The organism is Streptomyces ziwulingensis (assembly GCF_039542605.1).
GTDB classification, from domain to species: Bacteria; Actinomycetota; Actinomycetes; order Streptomycetales; family Streptomycetaceae; genus Streptomyces; species Streptomyces ziwulingensis.
In genome coordinates, this window is the sequence record NZ_BAABIG010000016.1 from 39384 (window position 1) to 63685 (window position 24302).

A 24302-nucleotide genomic window follows, 5' to 3' on the forward strand; every position below is an offset into this window, starting at 1 on the left:
AGGAAGGAACGCCGTGCCCATGCGTGCCCACCTGAACCGCGTAGACGCCGTACTCGTACAGGCGGTCATCGCCGGCGCCCTGTCCTTCTCCCACCTGCACGACCTTGCCTCGGCGGCCGGACAAGGCGGGTGGAAGGCGTGGGCCTACCCCGTGAGCGTCGACCTGCTGTTGGTCGCCGCCTGGCGTCGGATGCGCGACCAGCAACGCGCCGGACGACCGGCCGGCGGACCGCGGCTGTGGTTCCTGGTCGCCCTGGCCGCATCCCTCGGCGCCAACATTGCCACCGCCGGGCTCCTCGACCTGGACCACGTCCCCGCCTCACTCCGGGTCGTGGTGGCCGGCTGGCCCGCCGTCGCCTTCTTCGGCGGAACCTTGCTGGTCCACGCACCGCACGGCCCGGGGGATTCGACTTCACCGGTCACCGACACCGGCGCGGACATGGAATCGCGCCCCGCCCCGGTCGCCGTCAACGCGCCCGAACGGGACGCGCTTAGGACACCGTCCCTCAACCTCGGCCCCGACCCAAAACCCGCTGCGGCACCCACCGCCCCCGAACCGGTCACCGCCCCGCCGGCCCCGGCGCCCGTTCCCGGCGTCACCCTGCCGCCCGCCCTGGTGGACCGCGTCCGGGCCCTGGCCGACGAACACCGCTCGACCACCGGCCGCCCCGCCGACCCCGACGCCGTACGCGCCCGGCTCGGCCTGCCCCCGTCCCTGACCGCATCCGTCGCCGCTCACCTCTGAGAGGAGCACCACCATGCATCGCCGCTTCCGCAACGTCCGCCGCGTCGGCCTCGTGAACGTCGCCTCCTACCTCGACCGCGGCAGAAACCGACACCTCGCCGCCTGCACCGCGCCCCGCTGCGACTTCTCCGCCGAGTACGACAGCCGCGCCGCCGCCGAACTCGCCGCCCGTACCCACCGCTGCTCGGCCTGATCGGAGATCACCGTCATGGACGTTCCGCTCTGGCTCGCCCTGCTCTGCGTCGGGGTCCTGGGCGTCAAGCTCATCCGCCCGCCCTGGTGGCTCATCGCCGCACTCCTCCTCGGCGGCTACCTCCTCGCCGACAGCCTGCTGGCCCCCGTCGTCAACTCCGTCGTCAAGTAAGCGCGAAGGGAGATCCACCCATGTTCCGACCGAAGATCCCGACCATGCCGCAACCGACCGGCCTGGCCACCCCGCCGGCTGCTGTCGAGCCGACCGCCCTCGCCCCGGCCGTCCCTGCTCCGCCGGCCTCCGTCGCCCCGGCGTTGTCCCGTCAGACCGTCCAGCTCACCCCCGGCACCGTGCTCGCTCTCATCGGCGGCGGCACGGCCGTGGTCCTGGTCGTCGGCGCCGTCCTGGTCTCCATGCTCCTCGCTGTCGCCGTCACGGCCACCTCAGTGGCCGTCTGCGCCGTCGTCGCGCGCTCCCTCCTCAGCCACCGCTAGACCTCGCCCGCTCCACTCCGTCCGGCTTGCCTCTGCTGTCTAGTCCCCTCGACAGATGGGAGGTGGACAGGCAGGCCGGACGGGCCGGGCGGTCTCGCCCTCGCCCCCTCCAAGGAGGAAACCGCACATGCACGCCCCGGCTCCCCTCGGAGCCATCCGTCACCTGACGGCCCTCGCCCGGCACGGTGACCTCAGCTCCTACGCCCGGCAGATCCAACGCCTTGGCGGCTGCGAGCGGCCCGTACGAATGGAAGGTCACCGGTTCGACGTCCACGCCGCGACGGGCGAGATCGTCCGGGAGGTCATCGACCACGACCTTCCCGCCGGACAGCTCCTCATCCGCTGCAGCAACCGCCGCGCCACAAGATGCGCCGCGTGCGCAGAGGTCTACCGCAAGGACACCTTCCACCTCGTCACGGCCGGCCTGAGCGGCGGCAAGGGCATCGCCCCAGTCGTAGCCGGACACCCGCGCGTCTTCGCCACCTTCACCGCCCCGTCCTTCGGTCCCGTCCACAACCGGCCCGCCGGTGGCCGCTGCCGCTGCGCACGCACCCACCCGGACGACGACCCCGCCCTTGGCACGCCCCTGAACCCCGGGCGGTACGACTACCGAGCGGCCGTCCTCTGGAACGCGCACGCCGGTGCCCTCTGGGCCCGGTTCACCACCTACCTGCGCCAGCAGCTCGCCTCCCGCGCGGGCCTCACCCGCTCCGCCCTGCGCGACAGCCTCAAGGTGTCGTACGCCAAAGTCGCCGAGTACCAGCGGCGCGGCGCCGTCCACTTCCACGCCGTCATCCGCCTCGACGGCCCGGACGGCGCCGAGGACTCCCCGCCGGCCTGGGCCACGACCGAACTCCTCACCGACGCGATCCGCTCGGCGGCCCGCCTCGCCGATACCCCCGGCCCGGTCATCGATGGTCACACCTACACCTTCCGCTTCGGCACACAGCTCGACATCCGCCCCATCCGCTCGGCCGACTTCGCGGGCACCTCCGACCTGTCCAGCCGTGCCGTGGCGGCCTACATCGCCAAGTACGCCACCAAGGGCGCCGAGACCGCGGGCACCCTCGACCGCCCCATCCGCAACCCGATCACCGACTTGATCGGCACCGACGTCACCGACCACGCCCGGCAGATGATCCTCACCTGCTGGCGCCTCGGAGCCCTGCCCGAACTCGAAGACCTGCGCCTGCGTAAGTGGGCTCACATGCTCGGCTTCCGCGGCCACTTCTCCACCAAGTCCCGCGCCTACTCCGTCACCCTCGGCGCCCTCCGCCAGGAACGCGCCGACCACAACGAAGCGCTCACCCGCGAACGAGCGGCCGAAGCCGGTCATCCGCTGCCCGACCCGGAAACCGTCCTCGTCCTCTCCCACTGGCGCTTCGCCGGCACCGGCCTGACCGCCGCTGAATCCTGGCTCGCCACCTCGCGGCGACCGGACACGCCGGATACCCCGGACACCCCAGACGCGGAAGGAGTCTCGGCGTGGACCGCCGACGAGACGAACTGATGACTGTTCCGCAGATCCTCGCCGAACTGGGCGGAGTCTCCCGCCGCACCTTCTACCGCTGGCGAGAGCTGGGGCAGGCACCGGAAGCGATCAAGCTCCCGAACGGTGAACTCCGGTTTTGGCGGAGTGACTTCACCTCGTGGCTCCACGGACTCGGGGAGGCCGCGTGAAGTCGTATGACGTGGAGGTGTGGAGCATCCGTAAGCGGCCCTACAAGACGCCTTCGTACGACGTGCGGTGGAAGGTCGGCGACGCTCCGCCGCTCTCCGAGACCTTCCGGACCAAGGCGCTTGCCGACAACTTCCGCGCGAAGCTGCTCCGGGCTGCGCAGAAGGGGGAGGCCTTCGACACAGAAACCGGCCTGCCGGACTCCATGACACCGGCCAAAGAGTCCCTCACCTGGTACGACTTCGCACGGGCGTATGTGGCCATGAAGTGGCCGCACGCGGCTCCGAACTCGCGCGACAGCCTGAACGAGACCATGACACTCGTCACCACTCAGCTCCTGGAGGACCGGCCCGGCCGTCCGGCGGACGATGTGTTGCGGCGGGCGCTGCGCGGTTGGGCTTTTGTCGTCCAGGCCGAGACCGAGGACACCCCGCCGGTGGAGATCACGAACACCCTCCGGTGGGTAGGCAAAGCCTCGCTGCCGCTGACGACGCTCAAAAATCCGGCAGACATCCGCAGCGTCCTGGACTCGCTCAAGCTCACCCTTTCCGGCGCCGCGGCTGCTGCTGAGACGGTGCGGCGCAAGCGGGCCGTCCTCTTCAATGCCCTGGCGTACGCGGTCGAGCGCGGGGACCTCCCGGAGAACCCGGTCACGCTCGTGAAGTGGAAGCTGCCCAAGGTGACCAAGGAAGTAGACCGCCGGGTCGTGGTGAACCCTCGGCAGGCCGCGGAACTCCTTGGCGCCGTCTCCTACGTCGGCGGCTATCGCCGGGCCCGTGGACGTCGGCTGGTCGCACTCTTCGCCTGCATGTACTTCGGTGGGCTGCGGCCGACGGAAGCCGTGGCCCTGCGCCGTCCGGACTGCACGCTGCCGGACACCGGGTGGGGTTCGTTGATCCTGGAGAAAAGCCGTCCCACCGTCGGCAAGCGTTGGACCGGAACGGGGGAGGTCCACGACAACCGCGGCCTCAAGAACCGGCCCGCGAACGAGACCCGCATCGTGCCGATCCCGCCCCGCCTCGTACGCATACTCCGGGCCCACACCAATGAGTTCGGCACGGCCAAGGACGGCCGGCTGTTCGCCAACGAACGCGGGGGAGTGGTCGCCTCCACGACCTATTGGCGCGTCTGGGACGAGGCCCGGCACCTGGCGCTCACGCCGGAACAGGTGGCGTCGCCGCTGGCCGCTCGACCGTACGACCTGAGGCACGCGGCGCTCTCCTCCTGGCTCAACGCCGGCGTCGACCCCACCGAGGTCGCGGAACGCGCGGGCAACAGCGTCGAAGTGCTGCTGAGCCGGTACGCGAAGTGCCTCGACGGTCGGCAGGACGTCGCCAACCGCCGGATCTCCGAACTCCTCGGGGAGGACGGCGGCCAGGAGGAGGAAGCCGGCGACGAGTCCTGATCCCTGACCCACACGCCTGCGACATGATGGCCCCTGGACCACAGTCCGGGGGCCTCATCGTTTTCCGGGTCTGACCTGCGGATTACCGGCCCGCGGCCAGTCCACGCATAGTCCACGGCACCCGACATACAGCCGCTCCGGACGGCACACGCCTGCACATACGCGAAGACCCCGTTCTCAGCGTTTCCGCTGATGGCGGGGTCTTTGGGCACCTCATGCGAAGTGCCCCCGGCAGGATTCGAACCTGCGCACACGGCTCCGGAGGCCGTTGCTCTATCCCCTGAGCTACGGGGGCGCGCCCCTGAATCAACAGGGGCTGTCGGCGCGCTACTCGCTCGCGGCGACGGGTAGAACACTACCAGCTCCTACCGGGTGGTCATGACGGGTTTCCGCGGGTCGTGAGGGGCGCGGTTGCCGCTGGGCAGCGCCGAGGCGAGAGGCGTCAGGCCCTCGCGAAGCGACAGTGCGGGGGACGGCCGTTGTCGGTTGACCGGCAGCAGGCGGGACGGCCGGTGTTCGTGAAGCGGCAGCGTGCGGGACCCCCGGTATTCGTGGCCCCGCAGCGTGCCCGACCGCCACCGTCGGCGGACCGGCCGTGCACAGGACGGCCGGTCCCGGTGCACCGGCGCCATGATGCGGACGGGTGGTGCGGACCGGCTCGGTGGCAGCGGCATTGCGGTGGAGAGGCGGGTGTCCCCCTCACGAGTGGAACTGGCGAAAAGCCGGACGCGATGGCCGGTCCCGACCTACTCTCGAGTTGTGTCAGGGGCGTCGGGCCGGGTTCTTGTCGTGGACGACAACAAGGTCATCCGGCAGTTGATCAGGGTCAACCTCGAGCTGGAGGGCTTCGAGGTCGTGACCGCGGCCGATGGTGTCGAGTGTCTGGAAGTCGTGCATCAGGTGCAGCCCGATGTCGTCACGCTGGACGTGGTCATGCCCCGGCTGGACGGGCTCAGGACCGCCGCCCGACTGCGCGGCGACGCACGTACCGGTGGCCTTCCGCTCGCCATCATCAGCGCCTGTTCGCAGTACGAGATCGACGCCGGCCTCGATGTCGGCGTCGACGCCTTCCTGTCCAAGCCGTTCGAACCCGCCGAGCTGGTCAGGCTTGTACGGCGGCTGGCCGAGCGGGGGTCGGCGGACGGGACCCTGCGGCACCTCCCCGGGACCGGCAGGCTCAGCGGCGGCGGGGCGTGCGAGCGGGACGCCGGGGAGAGTGGCAGCGGGTCCGCGGCGCGGGCCGAGCGGGCCGGGTAGGCATGCTGCCCCGTGTCGGCCGGGTAGGGATGCTGCCCCGAGCGGGCCGGGTAGGGATGCTGCCCCGTGTCGGCCGGGTAGGGATGCTGCCCCGAGCGGGCCGGGTAGGGATGCTGCCCCGTGTCGGCCGGGTAGGGATGCTGCCCCGAGCAGGCCGGGTGGGGATGCTGGCCGGTGTGGGCCGGGTAGGGACGCTGCCCCGGTGCGGCGCCCGCGGCTTACCCCGTCCACATCCCGGACGCTCCCGTGAATAGGTTCGCCCACCCACCCCCCTCCTCCCCTACGCTTGTGCCGTGACCCCCGTCGAGCTCTCCCGCACCCTGCAGCACGCGGTGCGTCGCGCTGTCGACGAGGGCAAGCTCGACGTGACCGTTCCCGAGCGGGTCTTGGTCGCGCCGCCGGGGCCCGGTGGGTGCGGGGAGTACGCCACGAACCTCGCGCTCCAGCTCGCCAAACCGGCCGGGCGGCCGCCCCGCGGTGTCGCCGAGGTACTGCGGCCGTATCTGACGGACGTCGACGGCATCACCGACGTCGTCGTCACCGGGCCCGGGTTCCTCAACTTCTCCCTCGCCCCCGCCGCGCCCGCCGCGCTCGTCCGGGACGTACTGCGGCTCGGCCCCCGCTACGGCCACCTCGACCACGCCGAGCACCAAGAGGACACACGGGGCTCCCAGGGCCCGCACGACCAGAGCGTCCACCTCCGCTGCCTCCCCGAGATCCGTGCCGTCGTCGTCATGGACACCGTCGCCCGGTTGATGCGGGCGCGGGGCGCGCTCGTCCGTACCACCTGCGCGGCCCCGCTCCCGGAGGAGTGGGTGACCGGTCTCGGTGTGCGCGTCGATGCCGTCGGCGAGCCGACCGGGGTGCCGGCATCCTCGGAGACCGTCACGATCAAGCCCGTCCCCGCAGGCGGCGACCCGGGCGCCGTGCTCGCCCTCGGCCGTGACGCCGCCCGCTGGGCGCTGCTCCACCCGGCCGCCCACGACCGCGTCCGGGTGAGCGGCGAGCACCTCGTGCAGCGGGAGAGCAACCCCCTCTTCCGGGTCCGTTACGCCCACGCCCGGTGCCGGCGGCTGCTCCGCAACGCCGCCGACCTCGACTTCACCCCCGAGGCCGGCCCCACGACCGACTCCATGGCCGACTCCACGACCGACTCCATGGCCACCGGCCCCACGACCGGCACCGTGGCCGGTGGTCCCACGACCGGCACCGATACGCACTCGGCCCCCCTCCTCACCCTCCTCGCCGACCACCCCCGCACCCTCGGCGCCGCCGCCCGGCACCGCGCTCCCGACCGGCTCGCCCGGCATCTCGTCGTCGTCGCCGATGCCGTACTGCCGCTGCTGCCGGCCGTGCTGCCGTTCGGGGACGAGAAACCCTCGGCCGCCCACCGTGCCCGGCTCGCTCTCGCCGCAGCCGCCGGGGCGGTGCTGGCCGGCGGTCTCTCCCTGCTCGGCATCGACGCACCCGAACACCTCTGACCTTCGAGAGATCCGAGAGAAGCCAGTAGAGCCATGAGCCGTTCCGCACACCCCGCCGGGCCCCGTCACGCCGACGTCCTCCCCGAGGGGCACTACTCCGCTCCGCCCACCGACCTCAACGACCTCGACGCCAAGGTGTGGGCGCAGACCGTCGCCCGCGACGCCGACGGTGTCGTCACGGTCGGCGGGATCGCCGTCACGCGGCTCGCCGAGGAGTACGGCACACCCGCCTACGTCCTCGACGAGGCCGACTTCCGTGCCCGTGCCCGCGCCTGGCGTACCGCCTTCGGGGCCGACGCCGACGTGTTCTACGCGGGCAAGGCGTTCCTGTCCCGGGCCGTCGTGCGCTGGCTGGACGAGGAGGGGCTCAACCTCGACGTGTGTTCCGGGGGCGAGCTGGCCACCGCGCTCTCGGCCGGTCTGTCCGCCGAGCGGATCGCCTTCCACGGGAACAACAAGTCAGGGGAGGAGATCCGCCGGGCCGTCGAGGCGGGGGTCGGGCGGATCGTGCTCGACTCCTTCCAGGAGATCGCGCGGGTCGCGCACCTCGCGCGGGAACTGGGCCGGCGCCAGCGCGTGCAGATCCGGGTCACCGTCGGCGTCGAGGCCCACACCCACGAGTTCATCGCCACCGCCCACGAGGACCAGAAGTTCGGCATCCCGCTGGCCGGCGGCCAGGCCGCCGAGGCCGTGCGGCGGGCGCTGACGCTGGACGGGCTGGAACTCATCGGTATCCACTCGCACATCGGGTCGCAGATCTTCGACATGTCCGGGTTCGAGGTCGCCGCCCACCGCGTCGTCGGACTGCTCAAGGACGTCCGGGACGAGCACGGGGTGGAACTGCCCGAGATCGACCTCGGCGGCGGCCTCGGCATCGCGTACACCAGCGACGACGACCCCCGCGAGGTGCACGAGATCGCCAAGGCGCTGACCGAGATCGTGACGCGCGAGTGCGAGGCGGCCGGGCTGCGCACGCCGCGGATCTCCGTGGAGCCGGGCCGGGCCATCGTCGGACCCACCGCCTTCACGCTCTACGAGGTCGGCACCGTCAAGGCCCTGGACGGGCTGCGCACCTACGTCTCCGTCGACGGCGGCATGTCGGACAACATCCGCACCGCGCTGTACGACGCCGAGTACAGCGTCGCCCTCGCCTCCCGCGTCTCCGACGCCGAGCCGATGCTCGCCCGCGTGGTCGGCAAGCACTGCGAGAGCGGGGACATCGTGGTCAAGGACGCCTTCCTGCCGGCCGACCTGGCACCCGGTGACCTGCTCGCCGTACCCGCCACCGGCGCGTACTGCCGGTCCATGGCCAGCAACTACAACCACGTGCTCCGCCCGCCGGTGGTCGCCGTCCGGGACGGCGAGGCGCGGGTCATCGTGCGGCGCGAGACGGAGGAGGACCTGCTCCGCCTCGACGTCGGCTGACCGCGGGACGGAGGCAAGCACTCGGGGTCCTTGGGGTCCTTGGGGTCCTGGGGGGGGCTGGAGGACCCGGGGGTCCCGGGGTGCTGGAGGCCCCGAGGGTCCCAGGGGGCGTGGCCGAAGATCTTCTGGCGCGAGTGCCCTCGCAAATGAAATATATGTCTCACGATCCGGACGAAGGGTAGAAACTCCCGTCCGGTGAGTGAGACTGGTTCCACCGCATACGGTATGAGGAAACGAGGTCGGATGATGCGTACGCGTCCGCTGAAGGTGGCGCTGCTGGGCTGTGGAGTGGTCGGCTCCGAGGTGGCGCGCATCATGACGACGCACGCCGACGACCTCGCCGCCCGCATCGGCGCCCCGGTGGAGCTCGCGGGCGTGGCCGTGCGGCGGCCCGACCGGGTGCGCGCGGGCATCGACCCCGCGCTCGTCACCACGGACGCCACCGCCCTCGTCAAACGCGGCGACATCGACGTGGTGATCGAGGTCATCGGCGGTATCGAGCCCGCCCGGACACTCATCACCACCGCCTTCGAGCACGGCGCCTCCGTGGTCTCCGCCAACAAGGCGCTGCTCGCCCAGGACGGCGCCGCGCTGCACGCCGCCGCCGCCGAGCAGGGCCGGGACCTCTACTACGAGGCCGCCGTCGCCGGCGCCATCCCGCTGATCCGGCCGCTGCGCGAATCGCTCGCGGGCGACAAGGTCAACCGCGTCCTCGGCATCGTCAACGGGACCACCAACTTCATCCTCGACAAGATGGACTCGACCGGGGCCGGATACCAGGAGGCCCTCGACGAGGCCACCGCCCTGGGGTACGCCGAGGCCGACCCGACCGCCGACGTCGAGGGCTTCGACGCCGCCGCCAAGGCCGCCATCCTCGCCGGGATCGCCTTCCACACCCGGGTGCGCCTGGACGACGTGCACCGCGAGGGCATGACCGAGGTCACCGCCGCCGACTTCGCCTCGGCGCGCGGCATGGGCTGCACCATCAAGCTGCTCGCCATCTGCGAGCGGGCCGTGGACGGGGCGTCGGTGACGGCGCGCGTGCACCCCGCGATGATCCCGCTGAGCCACCCGCTGGCCAACGTCCGCGGGGCCTACAACGCGGTCTTCGTGGAGTCGGACGCCGCGGGGCAGCTCATGTTCTACGGGCCCGGCGCCGGTGGTGCGCCGACCGCCTCCGCGGTCCTCGGCGACCTCGTCGCCGTCTGCCGCAACAAGCTCGGCGGCGCCCACGGATTCGGCGAGTCCGCCTACGCGGCGCTGCCGGTGTCGTCCATGGGCGAGGTCGTCACGCGGTACCACATCAGTCTGGACGTCGCCGACAAGCCGGGCGTCCTCGCCCAGGTGGCGACGGTCTTCGCCGAGCACGGGGTCTCCATCGACACCGTCCGGCAGCAGGGCAAGGACGGCGAGGCCTCCCTCGTCGTCGTCACCCATCGCGCGTCCGACGCCGCCCTCCAGGGCACCGTCGAGGCATTGCGCACGCTCGACACCGTGCGGGGTGTCGCCAGCATCATGCGGGTTGAAGGAGAGTAACCAGCAATGACCCACCAGTGGCGCGGAATCATCGAGGAGTACCGGGACAGGCTGCCGGTCTCCGACAGCACGCCCGTCGTGACGCTCCGCGAGGGCGGCACCCCGCTCGTGCCCGCGCAGGTGCTCTCCGAGCGCACCGGCTGCGAGGTCCACCTCAAGGTGGAGGGCGCGAACCCGACCGGGTCCTTCAAGGACCGCGGCATGACCATGGCCATCAGCAAGGCCAAGGAGGAGGGCGCGCAGGCCGTCATCTGTGCCTCCACGGGCAACACCTCCGCCTCCGCGGCCGCCTACGGCGTGCGGGCCGGCATGGTCTCCGCCGTGCTGGTGCCGCAGGGCAAGATCGCGCTCGGCAAGATGGGCCAGGCCCTCGTGCACGGCGCGAAGATCCTCCAGGTCGACGGCAACTTCGACGACTGCCTCACGCTGGCCCGCGCACTGAGCGACAACTACCCGGTGGCGCTGGTCAATTCGGTGAACCCGGTCCGCATCGAAGGGCAGAAGACGGCCGCCTTCGAGATCGTCGACATGCTCGGCGACGCGCCCGACATCCACGTCCTCCCGGTCGGCAACGCGGGCAACATCACCGCGTACTGGAAGGGGTACAAGGAGTACGCCGCCGACAAGGTCGCCACCCGGACGCCCCGCATGTGGGGGTTCCAGGCGTCCGGCAGCGCCCCGATCGTGCGCGGCGAGGTCGTCAAGGACCCCTCGACCATCGCCACCGCCATCCGGATCGGCAACCCCGCCTCCTGGGGCTTCGCGATCGCCGCGCGGGACGAGTCGGGCGGCCTCATCGAAGAGGTGACGGACCGTGAGATCCTGCGCGCCTACCGGCTGTTGGCCTCCCAGGAGGGCGTCTTCGTCGAGCCCGCCTCCGCCGCGTCGGTGGCCGGGCTGCTGAAGGCCGCCGAGCAGGGCCTGGTCGACCCGGGGCAGAAGATCGTGTGCACCGTCACCGGCAACGGCCTGAAGGACCCGGACTGGGCCGTCGCCGGCGCTCCGCAGCCGGTCACCGTCCCGGTCGACGCGGCGACGGCCGCCGAGCGCCTCGGCCTGGTCTGACCCACCCCGGCCGCCGGAAAGCCGCAGGGGGGCCGCAGGGAAGCCGCGAGGAACTCGCCTCCGGTCGGGGCGCGCCGCGGGCAGGCGCGGCGCGGCCTGACCGGGGAAGTTCCGCCGCCGCGGGGCGGCTTCCGCGGGGGTGCACGGAGGGCTTGCGACACGCATCGTGCGCCTACCGTGCGCCCTATGTCGCGGTGGAACCTTCCTTCGATAGGCTGTACCGAACCCGCCGCCGCATATGCCGCGGTCCGACGTCGTCCCCGGGTCACGGAGACGGCCCGGGACGGTCGCCCGTTCGGCAGACAGCGGCGGCCCGGCGGCCCGGGTTCCGGTACGTCATCGAATCGCATTCGACCATCACGCAGCTCAAGGAGAGTCATCGAGCGATGGCCGGTCCAGCCTTCCGCGCCGCCGCCGTCCGGGTGCGCGTCCCCGCCACCAGCGCCAACCTCGGCCCGGGCTTCGACGCCTTCGGCCTCTCGCTGGGGCTCTACGACGACGTCGTCGTCCGCGTGGCCGACTCCGGGCTGCACATCGACATCGCCGGCGAGGGCAGCCGGACGCTGCCCCGCGACGAGAAGCATTTGCTCGTACGGTCCCTGCGCACCGCCTTCGACCTGCTCGGCGGCCAGCCGCGCGGACTGGAGATCGTCTGCGCCAACCGCATCCCGCACGGCCGCGGACTCGGGTCCTCCTCCGCCGCCATCTGCGCCGGCATCGTCGCCGCCCGCGCGGTGACCATAGGCGGCGAGTCCCGTCTCGACGACGCGGCGCTGCTCGACCTCGCCACCGAGATCGAGGGCCACCCCGACAATGTGGCGGCCTGTCTGCTCGGCGGATTCACCCTGTCCTGGATGGAGAGCGGGGCCGCCCGCGCGATTCGGATGGAACCCGCCGATTCCATCGTTCCGGTGGTTTTCGTGCCCGGAAAGCCGGTGCTGACCGAGACGGCGCGCGGACTGCTCCCGCGTACCGTGCCGCACGTCGACGCCGCCACCAACGCGGGCCGCGCCGCACTGCTCGTCGAGGCCCTCACCCGCCGCCCCGAGCTGCTGCTGCCCGCCACCGAGGACCGCCTCCACCAGGAGTACCGCGCCCCGGCCATGCCGGAGAGCACGGCGCTGGTGGAGCGGCTGCGCGGCGACGGCGTCCCCGCGGTCATCTCCGGCGCCGGACCCACGGTGATGGCGCTGGCCGACGCGGGCAGCGCCGACAAGGTCGAGGCGCTGGCCGGCCCGGAATGGGCGGCGAACCGGCTGCATCTTGATCTGCGGGGAGCGAGCGTGCTTCCGCTGGCGCCCTCCGGCGACCTTTAGCGCGTGCGGTTGCCGGATTTCGAGAGGGGGAATGTTTGTTGGATCCGGTAGTGTTAATCTCAAGTCTGCACCCGACCCCACCATGGCGAGGTGCCTCGTGTCCCCGTCCGGGACAGACATTCTTCCGGGAGCCCCCCAAGCCGCATTGTGTGGTGAACGCCGTACGCGGGCCGTACGGCCGACTTCGACACTGAGCGGTTCGCCGGGCATGCTCCGGAACCGGTGCTACCACGCCGCGTGACACTGACACTGGGTGCCACGGCCACGGCCAGGGGAAGCGCCATCACCAGAATCTTCCGCCGCTTAGGCGGACCACCGCCCCGGCACGGTTCGCACAGCAAGAACCGAAGCCGGACAGCACAACCGGTCGCCGAGCCAGACAGGCCGACGTCCGCTCCAGGGAAGGACCCTTCGTGAGCGACACCACCGATCTGATGGGCGCACGTGTCGAGGAGACCGCTGCCGCGCCCGCCACGGACGCCTCCGCGCCTGCCGGCGGTGCCGGCTCCCGGCGGCGCCGGGGTACCGGCCTCGAGGGCATGGTGCTGGCCGAGCTGCAGCAGGTCGCCTCCGGCCTGGGCATCAGGGGCACCGCGCGGATGCGCAAGAGCCAACTGATCGAGGTCATCAAGGAGGCGCAGGCCGCGGGAGGCTCCGCCGCCAAGGCCGCGCCGGCCGCCGCGGCCGCCGACGGCGAGACCAAGCCGAAGCGCCGCGCCACCTCCCGGACCCGTACCGGTGACGAGGGCCCCGCCGCCGGCAAGGCCGACAAGGCCGAGAAGAAGGCGGCCAAGGCCACCGACTCCGCCGAGCAGGCCGCGCCCGCCCCGCAGCAGATCGAGATCCCCGGCCAGCCCGGCGACGAGGGCCCGGCCGAGCGCCGCCGCCGTCGCGCCACCGCCGACGCGGGCAGCCCGGCCGCCGCGACCGAGCCGGTCGCCGTCGAGGCCAGGGGCGAGCAGAAGACCGAGGTCTCCGCCCAGCAGAACCAGGGCGGCCAGCAGCAGAACCAGGGCGGCGACGCCCGTGGCGACGACGGTGCCGAGGGCCGCCGTCGCGACCGCCGTGAGCGCGGCCGCGACCGCGACGGTGGCCGCGACGGCGGCGGCCGCGACCGGGACCGCCGCGGCGGCAAGGGCGACGACCAGCAGGGCCAGGGCGGCGGCCAGCAGCGTCAGCAGCAGGGCGGCCGACAGGACCGGCAGGACCGCCAGGACCGCCAGGACCGGCCGGACCGTCAGGACCGCCAGCAGCGGGACAACGGGCCGCAGGACGACGACGACTTCGAGGGCGGCCGGCGCGGCCGTCGCGGCCGCTACCGCGACCGCCGGGGCCGTCGCGGGCGCGACGAGATCGCCTCCGAGCCGCAGCTCAACGAGGACGACGTCCTCATCCCGGTCGCGGGCATCCTCGACATCCTCGACAACTACGCGTTCATCCGCACCTCCGGCTACCTGCCGGGCCCGAACGACGTGTACGTCTCCCTCGCCCAGGTCCGCAAGAACGGCCTGCGCAAGGGCGACCACCTCACCGGCGCGGTCCGCCAGCCGAAGGAGGGCGAGCGGCGCGAGAAGTTCAACGCGCTGGTCCGCCTCGACTCCGTCAACGGCATGGCGCCCGAACACGGGCGCGGGCGGCCGGAGTTCGGCAAGCTGACGCCGCTCTACCCGCAGGACCGGCTCCGCCTGGAGACCGACCCGGGGGTGCTGACCACGCGGATCATCGACCTGGTCTCGCCCATCGGCAAGGGCCAGCGCGGTCTGATCGTGGCCCCGCCGAAGACCGGCAAGACCATGATCATGCAGGCGGTCGCCAACGCGATCACGCACAACAACCCCGAGTGCCACCTGATGGTCGTCCTGGTCGACGAGCGTCCGGAAGAGGTCACCGACATGCAGCGGTCGGTGAAGGGCGAGGTCATCTCCTCGACCTTCGACCGTCCGGCTGAGGACCACACCACCGTCGCCGAGCTGGCCATCGAGCGCGCCAAGCGCCTGGTGGAGCTGGGCCACGACGTGGTCGTGCTGCTGGACTCGATCACGCGTCTGGGCCGTGCGTACAACCTCGCCGCCCCGGCGTCGGGCCGCATCCTCTCCGGTGGTGTCGACTCCACCGCCCTGTACCCGCCGAAGCGCTTCTTCGGCGCGGCCCGCAACATCGAGGACGGCGGCTCGCTGACCATCCTCGCCACCGCCCTGGTGGACACCGGGTCCCGCATGGACGAGGTGATCTTCGAGGAGTTCAAGGGCACCGGCAACATGGAGCTCAAGCTCGACCGGAAGCTCGCCGACAAGCGCATCTTCCCGGCGGTGGACGTCGACGCGTCCGGCACCCGCAAGGAAGAGATCCTGCTCGGCAGCGACGAGCTGGCCATCGTCTGGAAGCTGCGCCGGGTGCTGCACGCGCTCGACTCCCAGCAGGCCATCGAGCTGCTCCTCGACAAGATGAAGCAGACCAAGTCGAACGCCGAGTTCCTGCTGCAGATCCAGAAGACGACCCCGGCGCCCGGCAACGGCGACTGAGACCGTCCGACGCGTACGAAGGCCGCTCCCCGTGCCGGGAGCGGCCTTCGGCCGTCTCACGGCCCGTCCCACGCCCGGTGCGGGCGCGCGAGACCTTCCCCACACGCTTTCCGGCGGGGCCGGTTCCGAGCCGTCCGCGGGGGCCCGGCGAAACCGCAGGTGAGTGCCGGGCGAGCGGTACCGGCGGCCACGGCCGGTGGCCGGACGGGCACGGCTCGCACCCGGGACGCTGTGCAACCCTTTTCCGGGTTTCTCCGTCTGACCGACGGAGAGACGATGGTGCCCTGGCAGTTTCCCGCCCCGACCGATCGACGCTGACCGATCGACGCTGACCGATCGACGACGACCGATCGACGGTGACCGATCAGATGATCGATCGAGGGCCGGGAACGACCGGACCCGGCACCCGGCGCAGGGGGTAACCGACCGCAGGAGAGCTGAGGAGCACATGTCCGCCGAGAGAACGCCGGAACCCGCCATACCGGGTGAGTCCGGCTCCAGTGGACCGCGCCGCCCGGGCCGGGGCAGCCGGCGCAGGCCCCGCGGCAAGCGGCGCAAGGCCCTGCTGGTGGCGGCCTGGACCGCGGCGGGCATCGTGGCCGTGGGCGGCACCGGCGTCGGCTACCTGTACTTCAAGCTCAACGGCAACCTGACGAGCGTCGACATCGACCAGGCCCTCGGCACCGACCGGCCCGCGAAGACCGACGACGGCTCCGAGAACATCCTCGTCCTCGGCTCCGACACCCGCGCCGGCGGCAACGACAAGCTCGGCGGCGGCACCGACGACGGCACCGCCCGCTCCGACACCGCGATGATCGTGCACGTCCACCAGGGCCACCGGAAGGCCAGCGTGGTCTCCATCCCGCGCGACACCCTCATCGACCGCCCCGAATGCACCGACACCGACGGCGCCGAGCACCCCGCCGCCACCGGCGTCATGTTCAACTCCGCGTACGCGACCGGCGGCTCCGCCTGCGCCGTCAAGACCGTGGAGGCGATCAGCGGCCTGCGCATGGACCACTACCTGGAGGTCGACTTCAGCGGCTTCCAGAAGCTCATCGACGAACTCGGCGGCGTGCGGATCACCACCACCGAGGACATCTCCGACCCCGACAGCCACCTCGACCTGAAGGCCGGCACCCACACCCTCGACGGCGAGCAGGCACTCGGCCTGGTCCGCACCCGGCACGGCGTCGGCGACGGCTCCGACCTCGGCCGCATCCAGCTCCAGCAGGCCTTCGTCAAGGCCTTGGTCGACCAGGTCAAGGACATCGGCGTGCTCGGCAACCCCAAGAAGCTGGTCGACCTCGCCGACACCGCCACCAAGACCGTGACCACCGACTCCGGCATCGGCTCGGTGAACTCCCTGATGTCGTTCGCGAGCGGCCTGAAGGGCATCTCCCCGGCCGGGATGAACATGGTCACGATGCCGGTCGTGTACGACCCGGCCGACGGCAACCGCGTACTGGTCGAAAAGACCAAGGCCCAGCAGGTGTGGACCGCCCTCAAGAACGACCGGGCCATCCCGGAGGCGGCCACCGAGGGCACGGCCACCGGCGAGGCGAAGGACGTCGTGAACGCCGGCTGACCGGCGCGCGCGGCCCCGCCCGACCCGCGCGGAATATCCGGGCCCGACCCCCGGTTTTGGGGGATGGGCCCAGTCCTGGCAGACTGGTACGTCGGCCCCGGTTCACGCTCCCGCATCCCGCGGCGGCGACCCGGCGCCCTCCCGAACCTAGGAGACACCTTGAAGCGCGACATCCACCCCGAGTACGTCGAGACCCAGGTGAGCTGCACCTGTGGCGCGTCGTTCACCACCCGCAGCACGATCGAGAGCGGCGCCATCCGTGCCGAGGTCTGCTCCGAGTGCCACCCGTTCTACACGGGCAAGCAGAAGATCCTCGACACCGGTGGCCGCGTGGCCCGCTTCGAGGCCCGCTTCGGCAAGGCTGCCGCCGGCTCCAAGAAGTAGCGAGCCCCATACCGCCGGTCCACGGCCGCGCCCCCGCACCGGGCGCGCCGGGACCGGCGTTTTTGGTCGCCCGCCTTCCGCCTTCCGCCCGCCGTAGCGCTTTGTCCGCCGTAGCCCTCGCAGTAGCAGGAGCCCAAGATGTTCGAGGCCGTCGAGGAACTCGTCACCGAGCACGCCGACCTGGAGACGAAGCTCGCCGACCCGTCGGTCCACTCCGACCAGGCCAACGCCCGCAAGCTCAACAAGCGGTACGCCGAGCTGACCCCCATCGTCGCCACCTTCCGCTCCTGGAAGCAGACCGGCGACGACGTCGAGACCGCGCGTGAGTTCGCCGCCGACGACCCGGACTTCGCGGCCGAGGTCAAGGAGCTGGAGAAGCGGCGCGAGGAGCTGACCGAGAAGCTGCGCCTGCTCCTCGTCCCGCGCGACCCCAGCGACGACAAGGACGTCATCCTGGAGATCAAGGCGGGCGCGGGCGGCGACGAGTCGGCCCTGTTCGCCGGCGACCTGCTGCGCATGTACCTGCGGTACGCCGAGCGGGTCGGCTGGAAGACCGAGATCATCGACTCCACCGAGTCCGAGCTGGGCGGCTACAAGGACGTCCAGGTCGCTGTGAAGACCAAGGGCGGCCAGGGCGCCACCGAGCCCGGCCAGGGCGTCTGGGCGCGACTGAAGTACGAGGGCGGGGTGCACCGCGTGCAGCGCGTGCCGGCCACCGAGTCCCAGGGCCGTATCCACACCTCCGCGGCCGGCGTGCTGGTCACGCCCGAGGCCGAGGAGGTCGACGTCGAGATCAACATGAACGACCTGCGGATCGACGTCTACCGCTCCTCCGGGCCCGGCGGCCAGTCCGTCAACACGACCGACTCCGCGGTGCGCATCACGCACCTGCCCACCGGGGTCGTCGCCTCCTGCCAGAACGAGAAGAGCCAGTTGCAGAACAAGGAGCAGGCGATGCGTATCCTGCGCTCCAGGCTGCTGGCCGCGGCGCAGGAGGAGGCGGAGAAGGAGGCCGCCGACGCCCGCCGCAGCCAGGTCCGCACCGTCGACCGCTCCGAGAAGATCCGTACGTACAACTACCCGGAGAACCGCATCTCCGACCACCGCGTCGGCTTCAAGGCGTACAACCTGGACCAGGTCCTGGACGGCGACCTCGACGCGATGATCCAGGCGTGCGTCGACGCGGACTCGGCGGCCAAGCTCGCCGCCGCGTAACCCTCACCGACAGCTCGGAGGACCAGCGTGCAGCAACATCACGGGGGGCGACCCCCGAACCCCCGCAGCGTGCTGCTCGCGGAGGTGGCCCAGGCCACCCAGCGGCTGGCCCACGCCGGCGTGCCCTCCCCGCGCACCGACGCGGAGGAACTCGCCGCGTACCTGCACGGCGTCAAGCGGAGCGAACTGCACACCGTCAAGGACGTGGACTTCGACGCCCGGTACTGGGAGGTCGTCGCCCGCCGCGAGGCCCGCGAACCGCTCCAGCACATCACCGGACGCGCCTACTTCCGCTACCTGGAGCTGCAGGTCGGCCCCGGGGTGTTCGTGCCCCGCCCGGAGACCGAGTCGGTGGTCGGCTGGGCCATAGACGCCGTGCGCGCCATGGACGTCGTGGAGCCCTGCATCGTCGACCTGTGCACCGGCTCGGGTGCCATCGCGCTCGCCCTCGCCCAGGAGGTGCCGCGCTCGCGGGTGTACGCCGTGGAGCTGTCCGAGGACGCCCTGGTGTGGACCCGGCGGAACATGGCGGGGTCCAGGGTCGAGCTGCGCCAGGGCGACGCCCTGACGGCCTTCCCGGACCTGGACGGCCAGGTCGACCTGGTCATCACCAACCCGCCGTACATCCCGCTCACCGAGTGGGAGTACGTCGCCCCCGAGGCCCGCGACCACGACCCGCAGATGTCGCTCTTCTCCGGCGAGGACGGCCTCGACCTCATCCGCGGCCTGGAGCGCACCGCCCACCGCCTGCTGCGGCCCGGCGGGGTCGTCGTCGTCGAGCACGCCGACACCCAGGGCGGCCAGGTGCCGTGGATCTTCACCGAGGAGCGGGGCTGGGCCGACGCGGCCGACCACCCCGACCTCAACAACCGCCCCCGGTTCGCCACCGCCCGCAAGGCGCTGCCGTGACCGCTCCCGAGACTTCGACCCCGCAGTACGTGTACGAGGAGGCCCGCTAGACATGGCACGGCGATACGACACCAACGACGCGACCGACCGTGTGACGGGTCTGCGCGAGGCCGCGTCGGCCGTCCGCCGTGGCGAACTGGTGGTGCTGCCGACGGACACGGTGTACGGCATCGGCGCCGACGCGTTCTCCTCGGAGGCCGTCGTCGACCTGCTGGCGGCCAAGGGCCGGGGCCGCAACATGCCCACGCCCGTCCTCATCGGCTCCCCGAACACCCTGCACGGCCTCGTCACGGACTTCTCCGAGCTGGCCTGGGAACTGGTCGACGCCTTCTGGCCGGGCGCGCTCACCCTCGTCGCCAGGCACCAGCCGTCCCTCCAGTGGGACCTCGGGGACACCCGGGGCACGGTCGCGGTGCGCATGCCGCTGCACCCGGTCGCCATCGAGCTGCTCACCGAGTTCGGCCCGATGGCCGTCTCCTCCGCCAACCTCACCGGGCACCCCGCGCCGGAGGACTGCGACGCCGCCCAGGCGATGCTCGGCGACTCCGTCTCCGTCTACCTGGACGGCGGCCCGACCCCGGGCAACGTCCCCTCCTCCATCGTCGACGTCACCGGCGAGGTGCCCGTGCTGCTGCGGGCCGGCGCGCTGTCGGCCGAGGAGCTGAGGAAGGTCGTACCCGACCTCGAGGTGGCGAATTGACGGCCCCTGAGGCGGGGCGGGGCATAGGCAGCGCAGAACGCCTCGCGGAGGTGACCACCACCTTCGGCTTTCCGCGCGACAGCTTCCGCATCCTCCACGTCAGCACCGGCAACGTGTGCCGCTCGCCCATCACCGAGCGGCTGACCCGGCATCTCGTGTCGGAGCGGCTCGGCCTGCTGGGCGGCGGGCTCATCGTGGAGTCCGCGGGCACCTGGGGCCACGAGGGCGCCCCCATGGAGGCCAACGCGGAGGCGGTGCTCGCCGACTTCGGCGCGGACGCCTCCGGCTTCACCGGCCGGGAACTGCTCGACGAGCACGTCATCCGCGCCGACCTGGTGCTGACCGCGACCCGCGACCACCGCGCCCAGGTCATCTCCATGGGCCACTCCGCGGGCCTGCGCACCTTCACCCTGAAGGAGTTCACCCGCCTGGTGAACGCCATCGACCCGGCGACCCTGCCCTCCCTGGAGGAGGGCGTGGTCGCCCGCGCGCGCGCCCTGGTGCGCGCCGCCGCGGCGCTGCGCGGGTGGCTGCTGGCGCCGACCGCCGAGGCGGACGAGGTGTACGACCCGTACGGGGCGCCGCTCACCTTCTTCCGGTCCATCGGGGACGAGATACACCAGGCGCTGGACCCGGTGGTCACGGCCCTGACCGGCGTGGCCTCCCACACCTGACCGCCACCACCGCCGGTGACCGGGCACGGCCGCCGCCCCGGGCCTACATTGGTCGTACGTCACCACGTCGACGCATGCCCGGAGCGCACCATGTCGGTCACCCCTCCCGCCGAGGCCGCCGCTGCCGCCGCCGTCGAGGTGCTGCGCCGCCAGGACCCCGAGCTGGCCGAGATCCTGCTCGGGGAGCACCACCGGCAGGCGACCACCCTGCAGCTCAGCGCCGCCGAGAACTTCACCTCGCCCGCCGTGCTGGCCGCGCTCGGCTCCCCGCTCGCCAACAAGTACGCCGAGGGCTATCCGGGCGCCCGGCACCACGGCGGCTGCGAGCAGGCCGACGCCGCCGAACGGCTCGCGGTGACCCGGGCCAAGGCGCTGTTCGGCGCCGGACACGCCAATGTGCAGCCCCACTCCGGCTCCGCGGCGGTGCTCGCCGCCTACGCGGCGCTGCTGCGCCCCGGCGACACCGTCCTCGCCCTCGGCCTGCCGGACGGCGGCCACCTCACGCACGGCTCGCCCGCGCACCTCGCCGGCCGCCTGTTCCGGTTCGTCGCCTACGGGGTGGACGCCGGGAGCGGCCTCGTCGACCACGACCGGATGCGTGCCCTGGCCCGCGCGCATCTGCCCCGGGCCATCGTCTGCGGTTCGATCGCCTACCCGCGCCACCTCGACCACGCCTTCTTCCGGGAGGTCGCCGACGAGGTCGGCGCCTATCTCGTCGCGGACGCCGCCCACCCCATCGGGCTCGTCGCCGGGGGAGCGGCGCCGAATCCGGTGCCGTACGCCGACGTGGTCTGCGCCACCACCCACAAGGTGCTGCGCGGTCCGCGCGGCGGCATGATCCTGTGCGGGAGCGAACTGGCCGGGCGGATCGACCGGGCGGTCTTCCCGTTCACCCAGGGTGGCGCGCAGATGCACACCATCGCCGCCAAGGCGGTCGCCTTCGGGGAGGCGTCGACACCGGCCTTCGCCGCCTACGCCCGGCAGGTGGTCGCCAACGCGCGGGCGCTCGCCGCCCGGCTGGCCGCCGAGGGGCTGGCCGTCACCACCGGCGGCACGGACACCCACCTGCTGACCGCCGACCCCGCGCCGCTCGGCGTCGACGGCAGGAGCGCCCGGGGCCTGCTGGCCGCCGCCGGGCTGGTGCTGGACTGCTGCGCCCTGCCGGGCGGCGGGACCGGGGCCGCATCCGCCGGGGCCGCGCCTGCCGGGGCCGCGCCTGTCGGGGCCGCCGCCCGCGGTCTGCGGCTGGGCACGGCGGCGGTCACCACCCAGGGCATGGGGGAGGCGGAGATGGCGGCGATCGGCTCGCTGCTCGCGCGCGTGCTCACCGGGGAGACCGGAGCCGCCCGGGCGCGGGGCGAGGCCCGGGAACTGGCCGGGGCATTTCCGCCGTATCCGGGGTGAGGGAGGGGACGCGCTCACGTTCGCACAGCCGATCGTGCAACCATCGTCGCTACCCGGAAGTCCCCACTCGTATGCGCGCATCGCTAGTGTGTGGGGCTGGAATGGCCAGCGAGATCTGTGGGGAAGCCCGTGCGTGAATACCTGCTGACGCTCTGCGTCACGGCCGCGGTGACGTATCTGCTGACAGGGCCGGTGCGGAAGTTCGCGATCGTGGCGGGGGCGATGCCGGAGATCCGGGCACGTGACGTGCACCGGGAGCCCACTCCGCGGCTCGGCGGGATCGCCATGTTCTTCGGTCTGTGCGCGGGCATGCTCGTCGCCGACCACCTCACCAACCTCAACCAGGTCTTCGAGACCTCCAACGAGCCGCGCGCCCTGCTGTCGGGGGCGGCCGTGATCTGGTTGATCGGTGTCCTGGACGACAAGTTCGAGATCGACGCCCTGATCAAGCTGGGCGCCCAGATGATCGCCGCGGGCGTGATGGTGGTGCAGGGTCTGACGATCCTGTGGCTGCCCATCCCTGGTGTCGGCACGGTCGCCCTGACCCAGTGGCAGGGCACCCTGCTGACGGTCGCGCTCGTCGTCATCACCATCAACGCGGTCAACTTCGTGGACGGTCTCGACGGCCTGGCGGCCGGCATGGTGTGCATCGCGGCTGCCGCGTTCTTCATGTACACCTACCGCATCTGGTACTCCTACGGCATCGAGGCCGCCGCCCCGGCAACGTTGTTCGTGACCATCCTCATGGGTATGTGCCTGGGCTTCCTGCCGCACAACATGCACCCCGCGCGCATCTTCATGGGCGACTCCGGTTCGATGCTGATCGGATTGGTGCTCGCCGCCGGCGCGATCTCCGTCACGGGGCAGGTGGACCCGGACAACCTCTTCGGCGGGTCCGAGCGCAGCACCGTGCACCAGATGGTGCCCGTCTACATCCCGCTGCTGATGCCGCTGACCATCATCGCCATCCCGGCCGCCGACCTGATCCTGGCCATCGTGCGGCGCACCTGGCGGGGTCAGTCGCCGTTCGCGGCGGACCGCGGCCACCTGCACCACCGGCTGCTGGAAGTGGGCCACAGCCACAGCCGGGCGGTGCTGATCATGTACTTCTGGTCGGCGCTGATCGCCTTCGGAGCCCTTGCCTACTCGGTGAACTCGGCGTCGATGTGGATCGTGCTGGGTGTGGTCTTCCTCAGCGCGGTCGGCCTGGCCCTGCTCCTGCTGCCCCGCTTCACCCCGCGGGCGCCCCGGTGGGCGCAGCGCTTCGTGCCGCCCCGCTACCGGCGGCGAGCGATCGGCGCGCCGGCCGAGGAGAGCGGGGCCGAGACGGCGGAGGCGGCGGAGACGACGGAGGCGGCGGACGTCACGGCCGAGCCGGGCGAGGACGCCGAGGTCCGGGTGCCGGCGGGGATCTCGGCCGCCCCCGGCGTCAACGGCGCGACGGCCGTCGGCCCTCGTTCGCGGCTGCCAAGGTAAGAATCTGACTAGAGCATTGCCAATCCGTGGGAAAGCAAAGTGCCCCATTACCAGACAAGTCACCCCGGTGCACGCACAAACGCGCACGGTCACTCTCATGTGTGACAGCGCGCACACTCCCAGGTAAAGACCTCATCAAATAGTTTGTGATACGGTTCACGAGAACCCCCGGGTAGAGCCGAAGGGCCGTGGTGCGACGGTCTCTTGGCGTGAGGACCTCACTCAGCCCGGACTACGCTCGTCCATGACGACACCCTGCCCCCTGTGAAAAAGCGGAGTTGCCGCCATGCCGTCCAACGACGTCCGGATCCTGCTCCAGGCCGCTGTGCCCACTGTTGCCGTCGGCGCCATCGCCGCCGTGGTCAGCGGTGTGGTCGCGGGTGGCAAGGGTGCGGTGGGGGCCGTGGTCGCGACGCTGGTGGCGATGGTCTTCATGGGTATCGGCCTGTACGTCCTGCAGCGCACCGCCAAAACGCTTCCGCATCTGTTCCAGGCGATGGGTCTGATGCTCTACGCGGCTCAGATCCTGCTGCTGTTCGTCTTCCTCGCCGCGTTCAAGAACACGACGCTGTTCAACCCCCGGTCGTTCGCGATCACGTTGGTCGCCGTCACGCTGGCGTGGATCGCCGCGCAGACGCGCGCCCACATGAAGTCCAAGATTCTCTACGTCGAGCCCGACTCGACGGTCGACAAGCCTGAAAAGACGGGGCACTCGTCGTGACGGGTAGGGCCGGGATAAAGAGGCATGCGAAGTCCTGCTATCGTCCGGTGCCAACTGCGGCATCGCGGGCGCGGGCATCCGAGCTGACGCCTGCTCATTCGCGAGGCGAGATGC

General features: G+C 71.8%; 23 protein-coding genes and 1 tRNA gene. 23 read left to right on the forward strand and 1 reads right to left on the reverse strand.

What is annotated here, in order from left to right:
- Nucleotides 1-19 precede the first annotated feature (19 nt).
- From ABEB00_RS07325 to ABEB00_RS07355, 7 genes are all read left to right on the forward strand, one after another.
- Nucleotides 20-745 (forward strand): DUF2637 domain-containing protein, encoded by a 726-nt coding sequence (locus ABEB00_RS07325; RefSeq protein ID WP_345618155.1) that lies wholly within the window; start codon nt 20-22, stop codon nt 743-745.
- 13 nt (nt 746-758) lie between these two features.
- A complete protein-coding gene (locus tag ABEB00_RS07330; protein ID WP_345618156.1) occupies nt 759-938 on the forward strand; it encodes a mobile element transfer protein in 180 nt (59 codons plus the stop codon).
- 15 nt (nt 939-953) lie between these two features.
- Nucleotides 954-1109, forward strand: coding sequence for a hypothetical protein (locus ABEB00_RS07335; RefSeq protein WP_345618158.1), 156 nt, complete (start codon nt 954-956; stop codon nt 1107-1109).
- 20 nt (nt 1110-1129) lie between these two features.
- The gene (locus tag ABEB00_RS07340) at nt 1130-1432 is read left to right on the forward strand and encodes a SpdD-like protein (protein ID WP_345618159.1); all 303 of its coding nucleotides are present in this window, start codon (nt 1130-1132) and stop codon (nt 1430-1432) included.
- 127 nt (nt 1433-1559) lie between these two features.
- Complete coding sequence (locus tag ABEB00_RS07345; protein ID WP_345618160.1) at nt 1560-2942, forward strand: replication initiator; 1383 nt, start codon at nt 1560-1562, stop codon at nt 2940-2942.
- Nucleotides 2942-3112: a helix-turn-helix transcriptional regulator gene (locus ABEB00_RS07350; RefSeq protein WP_041669189.1), complete on the forward strand. Its 171-nt coding sequence runs from the start codon at nt 2942-2944 to the stop codon at nt 3110-3112. Before ABEB00_RS07345 ends, ABEB00_RS07350 begins: the two co-directional genes overlap by 1 nt.
- Nucleotides 3109-4515 carry a tyrosine-type recombinase/integrase gene (locus tag ABEB00_RS07355; RefSeq protein ID WP_345618162.1) on the forward strand — a complete coding sequence of 469 codons (1407 nt, stop codon included), beginning with the start codon at nt 3109-3111 and terminating at the stop codon, nt 4513-4515. The genes ABEB00_RS07350 and ABEB00_RS07355 overlap by 4 nt, the downstream gene beginning before the upstream one ends.
- A 223-nt stretch (nt 4516-4738) precedes the next feature.
- On the opposite strand, the gene ABEB00_RS07360 is transcribed toward ABEB00_RS07355, so the two are convergent.
- Nucleotides 4739-4810, reverse strand: a tRNA-Arg gene (locus ABEB00_RS07360).
- A gap of 416 nt (nt 4811-5226) precedes the next feature.
- Between ABEB00_RS07360 and ABEB00_RS07365 the strand changes: the two genes are divergently transcribed.
- The 16 genes from ABEB00_RS07365 (at nt 5227) to ABEB00_RS07440 (ending at nt 24188) form a co-directional block, all read left to right on the forward strand.
- Nucleotides 5227-5772, forward strand: a complete 546-nt coding sequence (locus ABEB00_RS07365; protein ID WP_345618263.1) for a response regulator — start codon at nt 5227-5229, stop codon at nt 5770-5772.
- 293 nt (nt 5773-6065) lie between these two features.
- Complete coding sequence (gene nrtL, locus ABEB00_RS07370) at nt 6066-7253, forward strand: ArgS-related anticodon-binding protein NrtL (protein WP_345618163.1); 1188 nt, start codon at nt 6066-6068, stop codon at nt 7251-7253.
- A 33-nt stretch (nt 7254-7286) separates the two neighbouring features.
- The gene (gene lysA, locus ABEB00_RS07375) at nt 7287-8678 is read left to right on the forward strand and encodes a diaminopimelate decarboxylase (protein ID WP_345618164.1); all 1392 of its coding nucleotides are present in this window, start codon (nt 7287-7289) and stop codon (nt 8676-8678) included.
- Nucleotides 8679-8921: 243 nt separating this feature from the next.
- Nucleotides 8922-10214 (forward strand): homoserine dehydrogenase, encoded by a 1293-nt coding sequence (locus ABEB00_RS07380; protein ID WP_345618165.1) that lies wholly within the window; start codon nt 8922-8924, stop codon nt 10212-10214.
- Between the two features lie 6 nt (nt 10215-10220).
- Nucleotides 10221-11279: a threonine synthase gene (gene thrC / locus ABEB00_RS07385; RefSeq protein ID WP_345618167.1), complete on the forward strand. Its 1059-nt coding sequence runs from the start codon at nt 10221-10223 to the stop codon at nt 11277-11279.
- Nucleotides 11280-11665: 386 nt separating this feature from the next.
- Nucleotides 11666-12595, forward strand: coding sequence for a homoserine kinase (gene thrB, locus ABEB00_RS07390; protein ID WP_345618168.1), 930 nt, complete (start codon nt 11666-11668; stop codon nt 12593-12595).
- Nucleotides 12596-13008: 413 nt separating this feature from the next.
- Nucleotides 13009-15117, forward strand: coding sequence for a transcription termination factor Rho (gene rho / locus ABEB00_RS07395; RefSeq protein WP_345618170.1), 2109 nt, complete (start codon nt 13009-13011; stop codon nt 15115-15117).
- Nucleotides 15118-15565: 448 nt separating this feature from the next.
- Nucleotides 15566-16705, forward strand: coding sequence for an LCP family protein (locus ABEB00_RS07400; protein WP_345618172.1), 1140 nt, complete (start codon nt 15566-15568; stop codon nt 16703-16705).
- Between the two features lie 159 nt (nt 16706-16864).
- Nucleotides 16865-17089: a 50S ribosomal protein L31 gene (gene rpmE, locus ABEB00_RS07405; RefSeq protein WP_030339250.1), complete on the forward strand. Its 225-nt coding sequence runs from the start codon at nt 16865-16867 to the stop codon at nt 17087-17089.
- A gap of 138 nt (nt 17090-17227) precedes the next feature.
- Complete coding sequence (gene prfA, locus ABEB00_RS07410; protein ID WP_345618173.1) at nt 17228-18304, forward strand: peptide chain release factor 1; 1077 nt, start codon at nt 17228-17230, stop codon at nt 18302-18304.
- Nucleotides 18305-18373: 69 nt separating this feature from the next.
- Nucleotides 18374-19213 carry a peptide chain release factor N(5)-glutamine methyltransferase gene (prmC, locus tag ABEB00_RS07415; RefSeq protein ID WP_345618174.1) on the forward strand — a complete coding sequence of 280 codons (840 nt, stop codon included), beginning with the start codon at nt 18374-18376 and terminating at the stop codon, nt 19211-19213.
- Between the two features lie 52 nt (nt 19214-19265).
- On the forward strand, nt 19266-19913 hold the full coding sequence (locus tag ABEB00_RS07420; protein WP_345618176.1) for an L-threonylcarbamoyladenylate synthase: 648 nt from the start codon (nt 19266-19268) through the stop codon (nt 19911-19913).
- Entirely contained in the window at nt 19910-20587 is a 678-nt protein-coding gene (locus ABEB00_RS07425; protein WP_345618177.1) for an arsenate reductase/protein-tyrosine-phosphatase family protein, read from the forward strand. The genes ABEB00_RS07420 and ABEB00_RS07425 overlap by 4 nt, the downstream gene beginning before the upstream one ends.
- 90 nt (nt 20588-20677) lie before the next feature.
- Entirely contained in the window at nt 20678-21991 is a 1314-nt protein-coding gene (locus ABEB00_RS07430) for a serine hydroxymethyltransferase (protein ID WP_345618178.1), read from the forward strand.
- A 129-nt stretch (nt 21992-22120) separates the two neighbouring features.
- Nucleotides 22121-23467 carry an MraY family glycosyltransferase gene (locus tag ABEB00_RS07435; RefSeq protein WP_345618179.1) on the forward strand — a complete coding sequence of 449 codons (1347 nt, stop codon included), beginning with the start codon at nt 22121-22123 and terminating at the stop codon, nt 23465-23467.
- A 286-nt stretch (nt 23468-23753) separates the two neighbouring features.
- Nucleotides 23754-24188 (forward strand): Cg1360 family ATP-synthase-associated protein, encoded by a 435-nt coding sequence (locus ABEB00_RS07440; RefSeq protein ID WP_345618181.1) that lies wholly within the window; start codon nt 23754-23756, stop codon nt 24186-24188.
- Nucleotides 24189-24302: the final 114 nt, after the last annotated feature.

Bases quoted from the DNA above. Each gene is read 5' to 3' on its own strand.
- ABEB00_RS07325 (WP_345618155.1), top strand. From the start codon at position 20: ATGCGTGCCCACCTGAACCGCGTAGACGCCGTACTCGTACAGGCGGTC.
- ABEB00_RS07330 (WP_345618156.1), top strand. From the start codon at position 759: ATGCATCGCCGCTTCCGCAACGTCCGCCGCGTCGGCCTCGTGAACGTC.
- ABEB00_RS07335 (WP_345618158.1), top strand. From the start codon at position 954: ATGGACGTTCCGCTCTGGCTCGCCCTGCTCTGCGTCGGGGTCCTGGGC.
- ABEB00_RS07340 (WP_345618159.1), top strand. From the start codon at position 1,130: ATGTTCCGACCGAAGATCCCGACCATGCCGCAACCGACCGGCCTGGCC.
- ABEB00_RS07345 (WP_345618160.1), top strand. From the start codon at position 1,560: ATGCACGCCCCGGCTCCCCTCGGAGCCATCCGTCACCTGACGGCCCTC.
- ABEB00_RS07350 (WP_041669189.1), top strand. From the start codon at position 2,942: ATGACTGTTCCGCAGATCCTCGCCGAACTGGGCGGAGTCTCCCGCCGC.
- lysA (WP_345618164.1), top strand. From the start codon at position 7,287: ATGAGCCGTTCCGCACACCCCGCCGGGCCCCGTCACGCCGACGTCCTC.
- ABEB00_RS07380 (WP_345618165.1), top strand. From the start codon at position 8,922: ATGATGCGTACGCGTCCGCTGAAGGTGGCGCTGCTGGGCTGTGGAGTG.
- thrC (WP_345618167.1), top strand. From the start codon at position 10,221: ATGACCCACCAGTGGCGCGGAATCATCGAGGAGTACCGGGACAGGCTG.
- thrB (WP_345618168.1), top strand. From the start codon at position 11,666: ATGGCCGGTCCAGCCTTCCGCGCCGCCGCCGTCCGGGTGCGCGTCCCC.
- ABEB00_RS07400 (WP_345618172.1), top strand. From the start codon at position 15,566: ATGTCCGCCGAGAGAACGCCGGAACCCGCCATACCGGGTGAGTCCGGC.
- prfA (WP_345618173.1), top strand. From the start codon at position 17,228: ATGTTCGAGGCCGTCGAGGAACTCGTCACCGAGCACGCCGACCTGGAG.
- ABEB00_RS07420 (WP_345618176.1), top strand. From the start codon at position 19,266: ATGGCACGGCGATACGACACCAACGACGCGACCGACCGTGTGACGGGT.
- ABEB00_RS07430 (WP_345618178.1), top strand. From the start codon at position 20,678: ATGTCGGTCACCCCTCCCGCCGAGGCCGCCGCTGCCGCCGCCGTCGAG.
- ABEB00_RS07440 (WP_345618181.1), top strand. From the start codon at position 23,754: ATGCCGTCCAACGACGTCCGGATCCTGCTCCAGGCCGCTGTGCCCACT.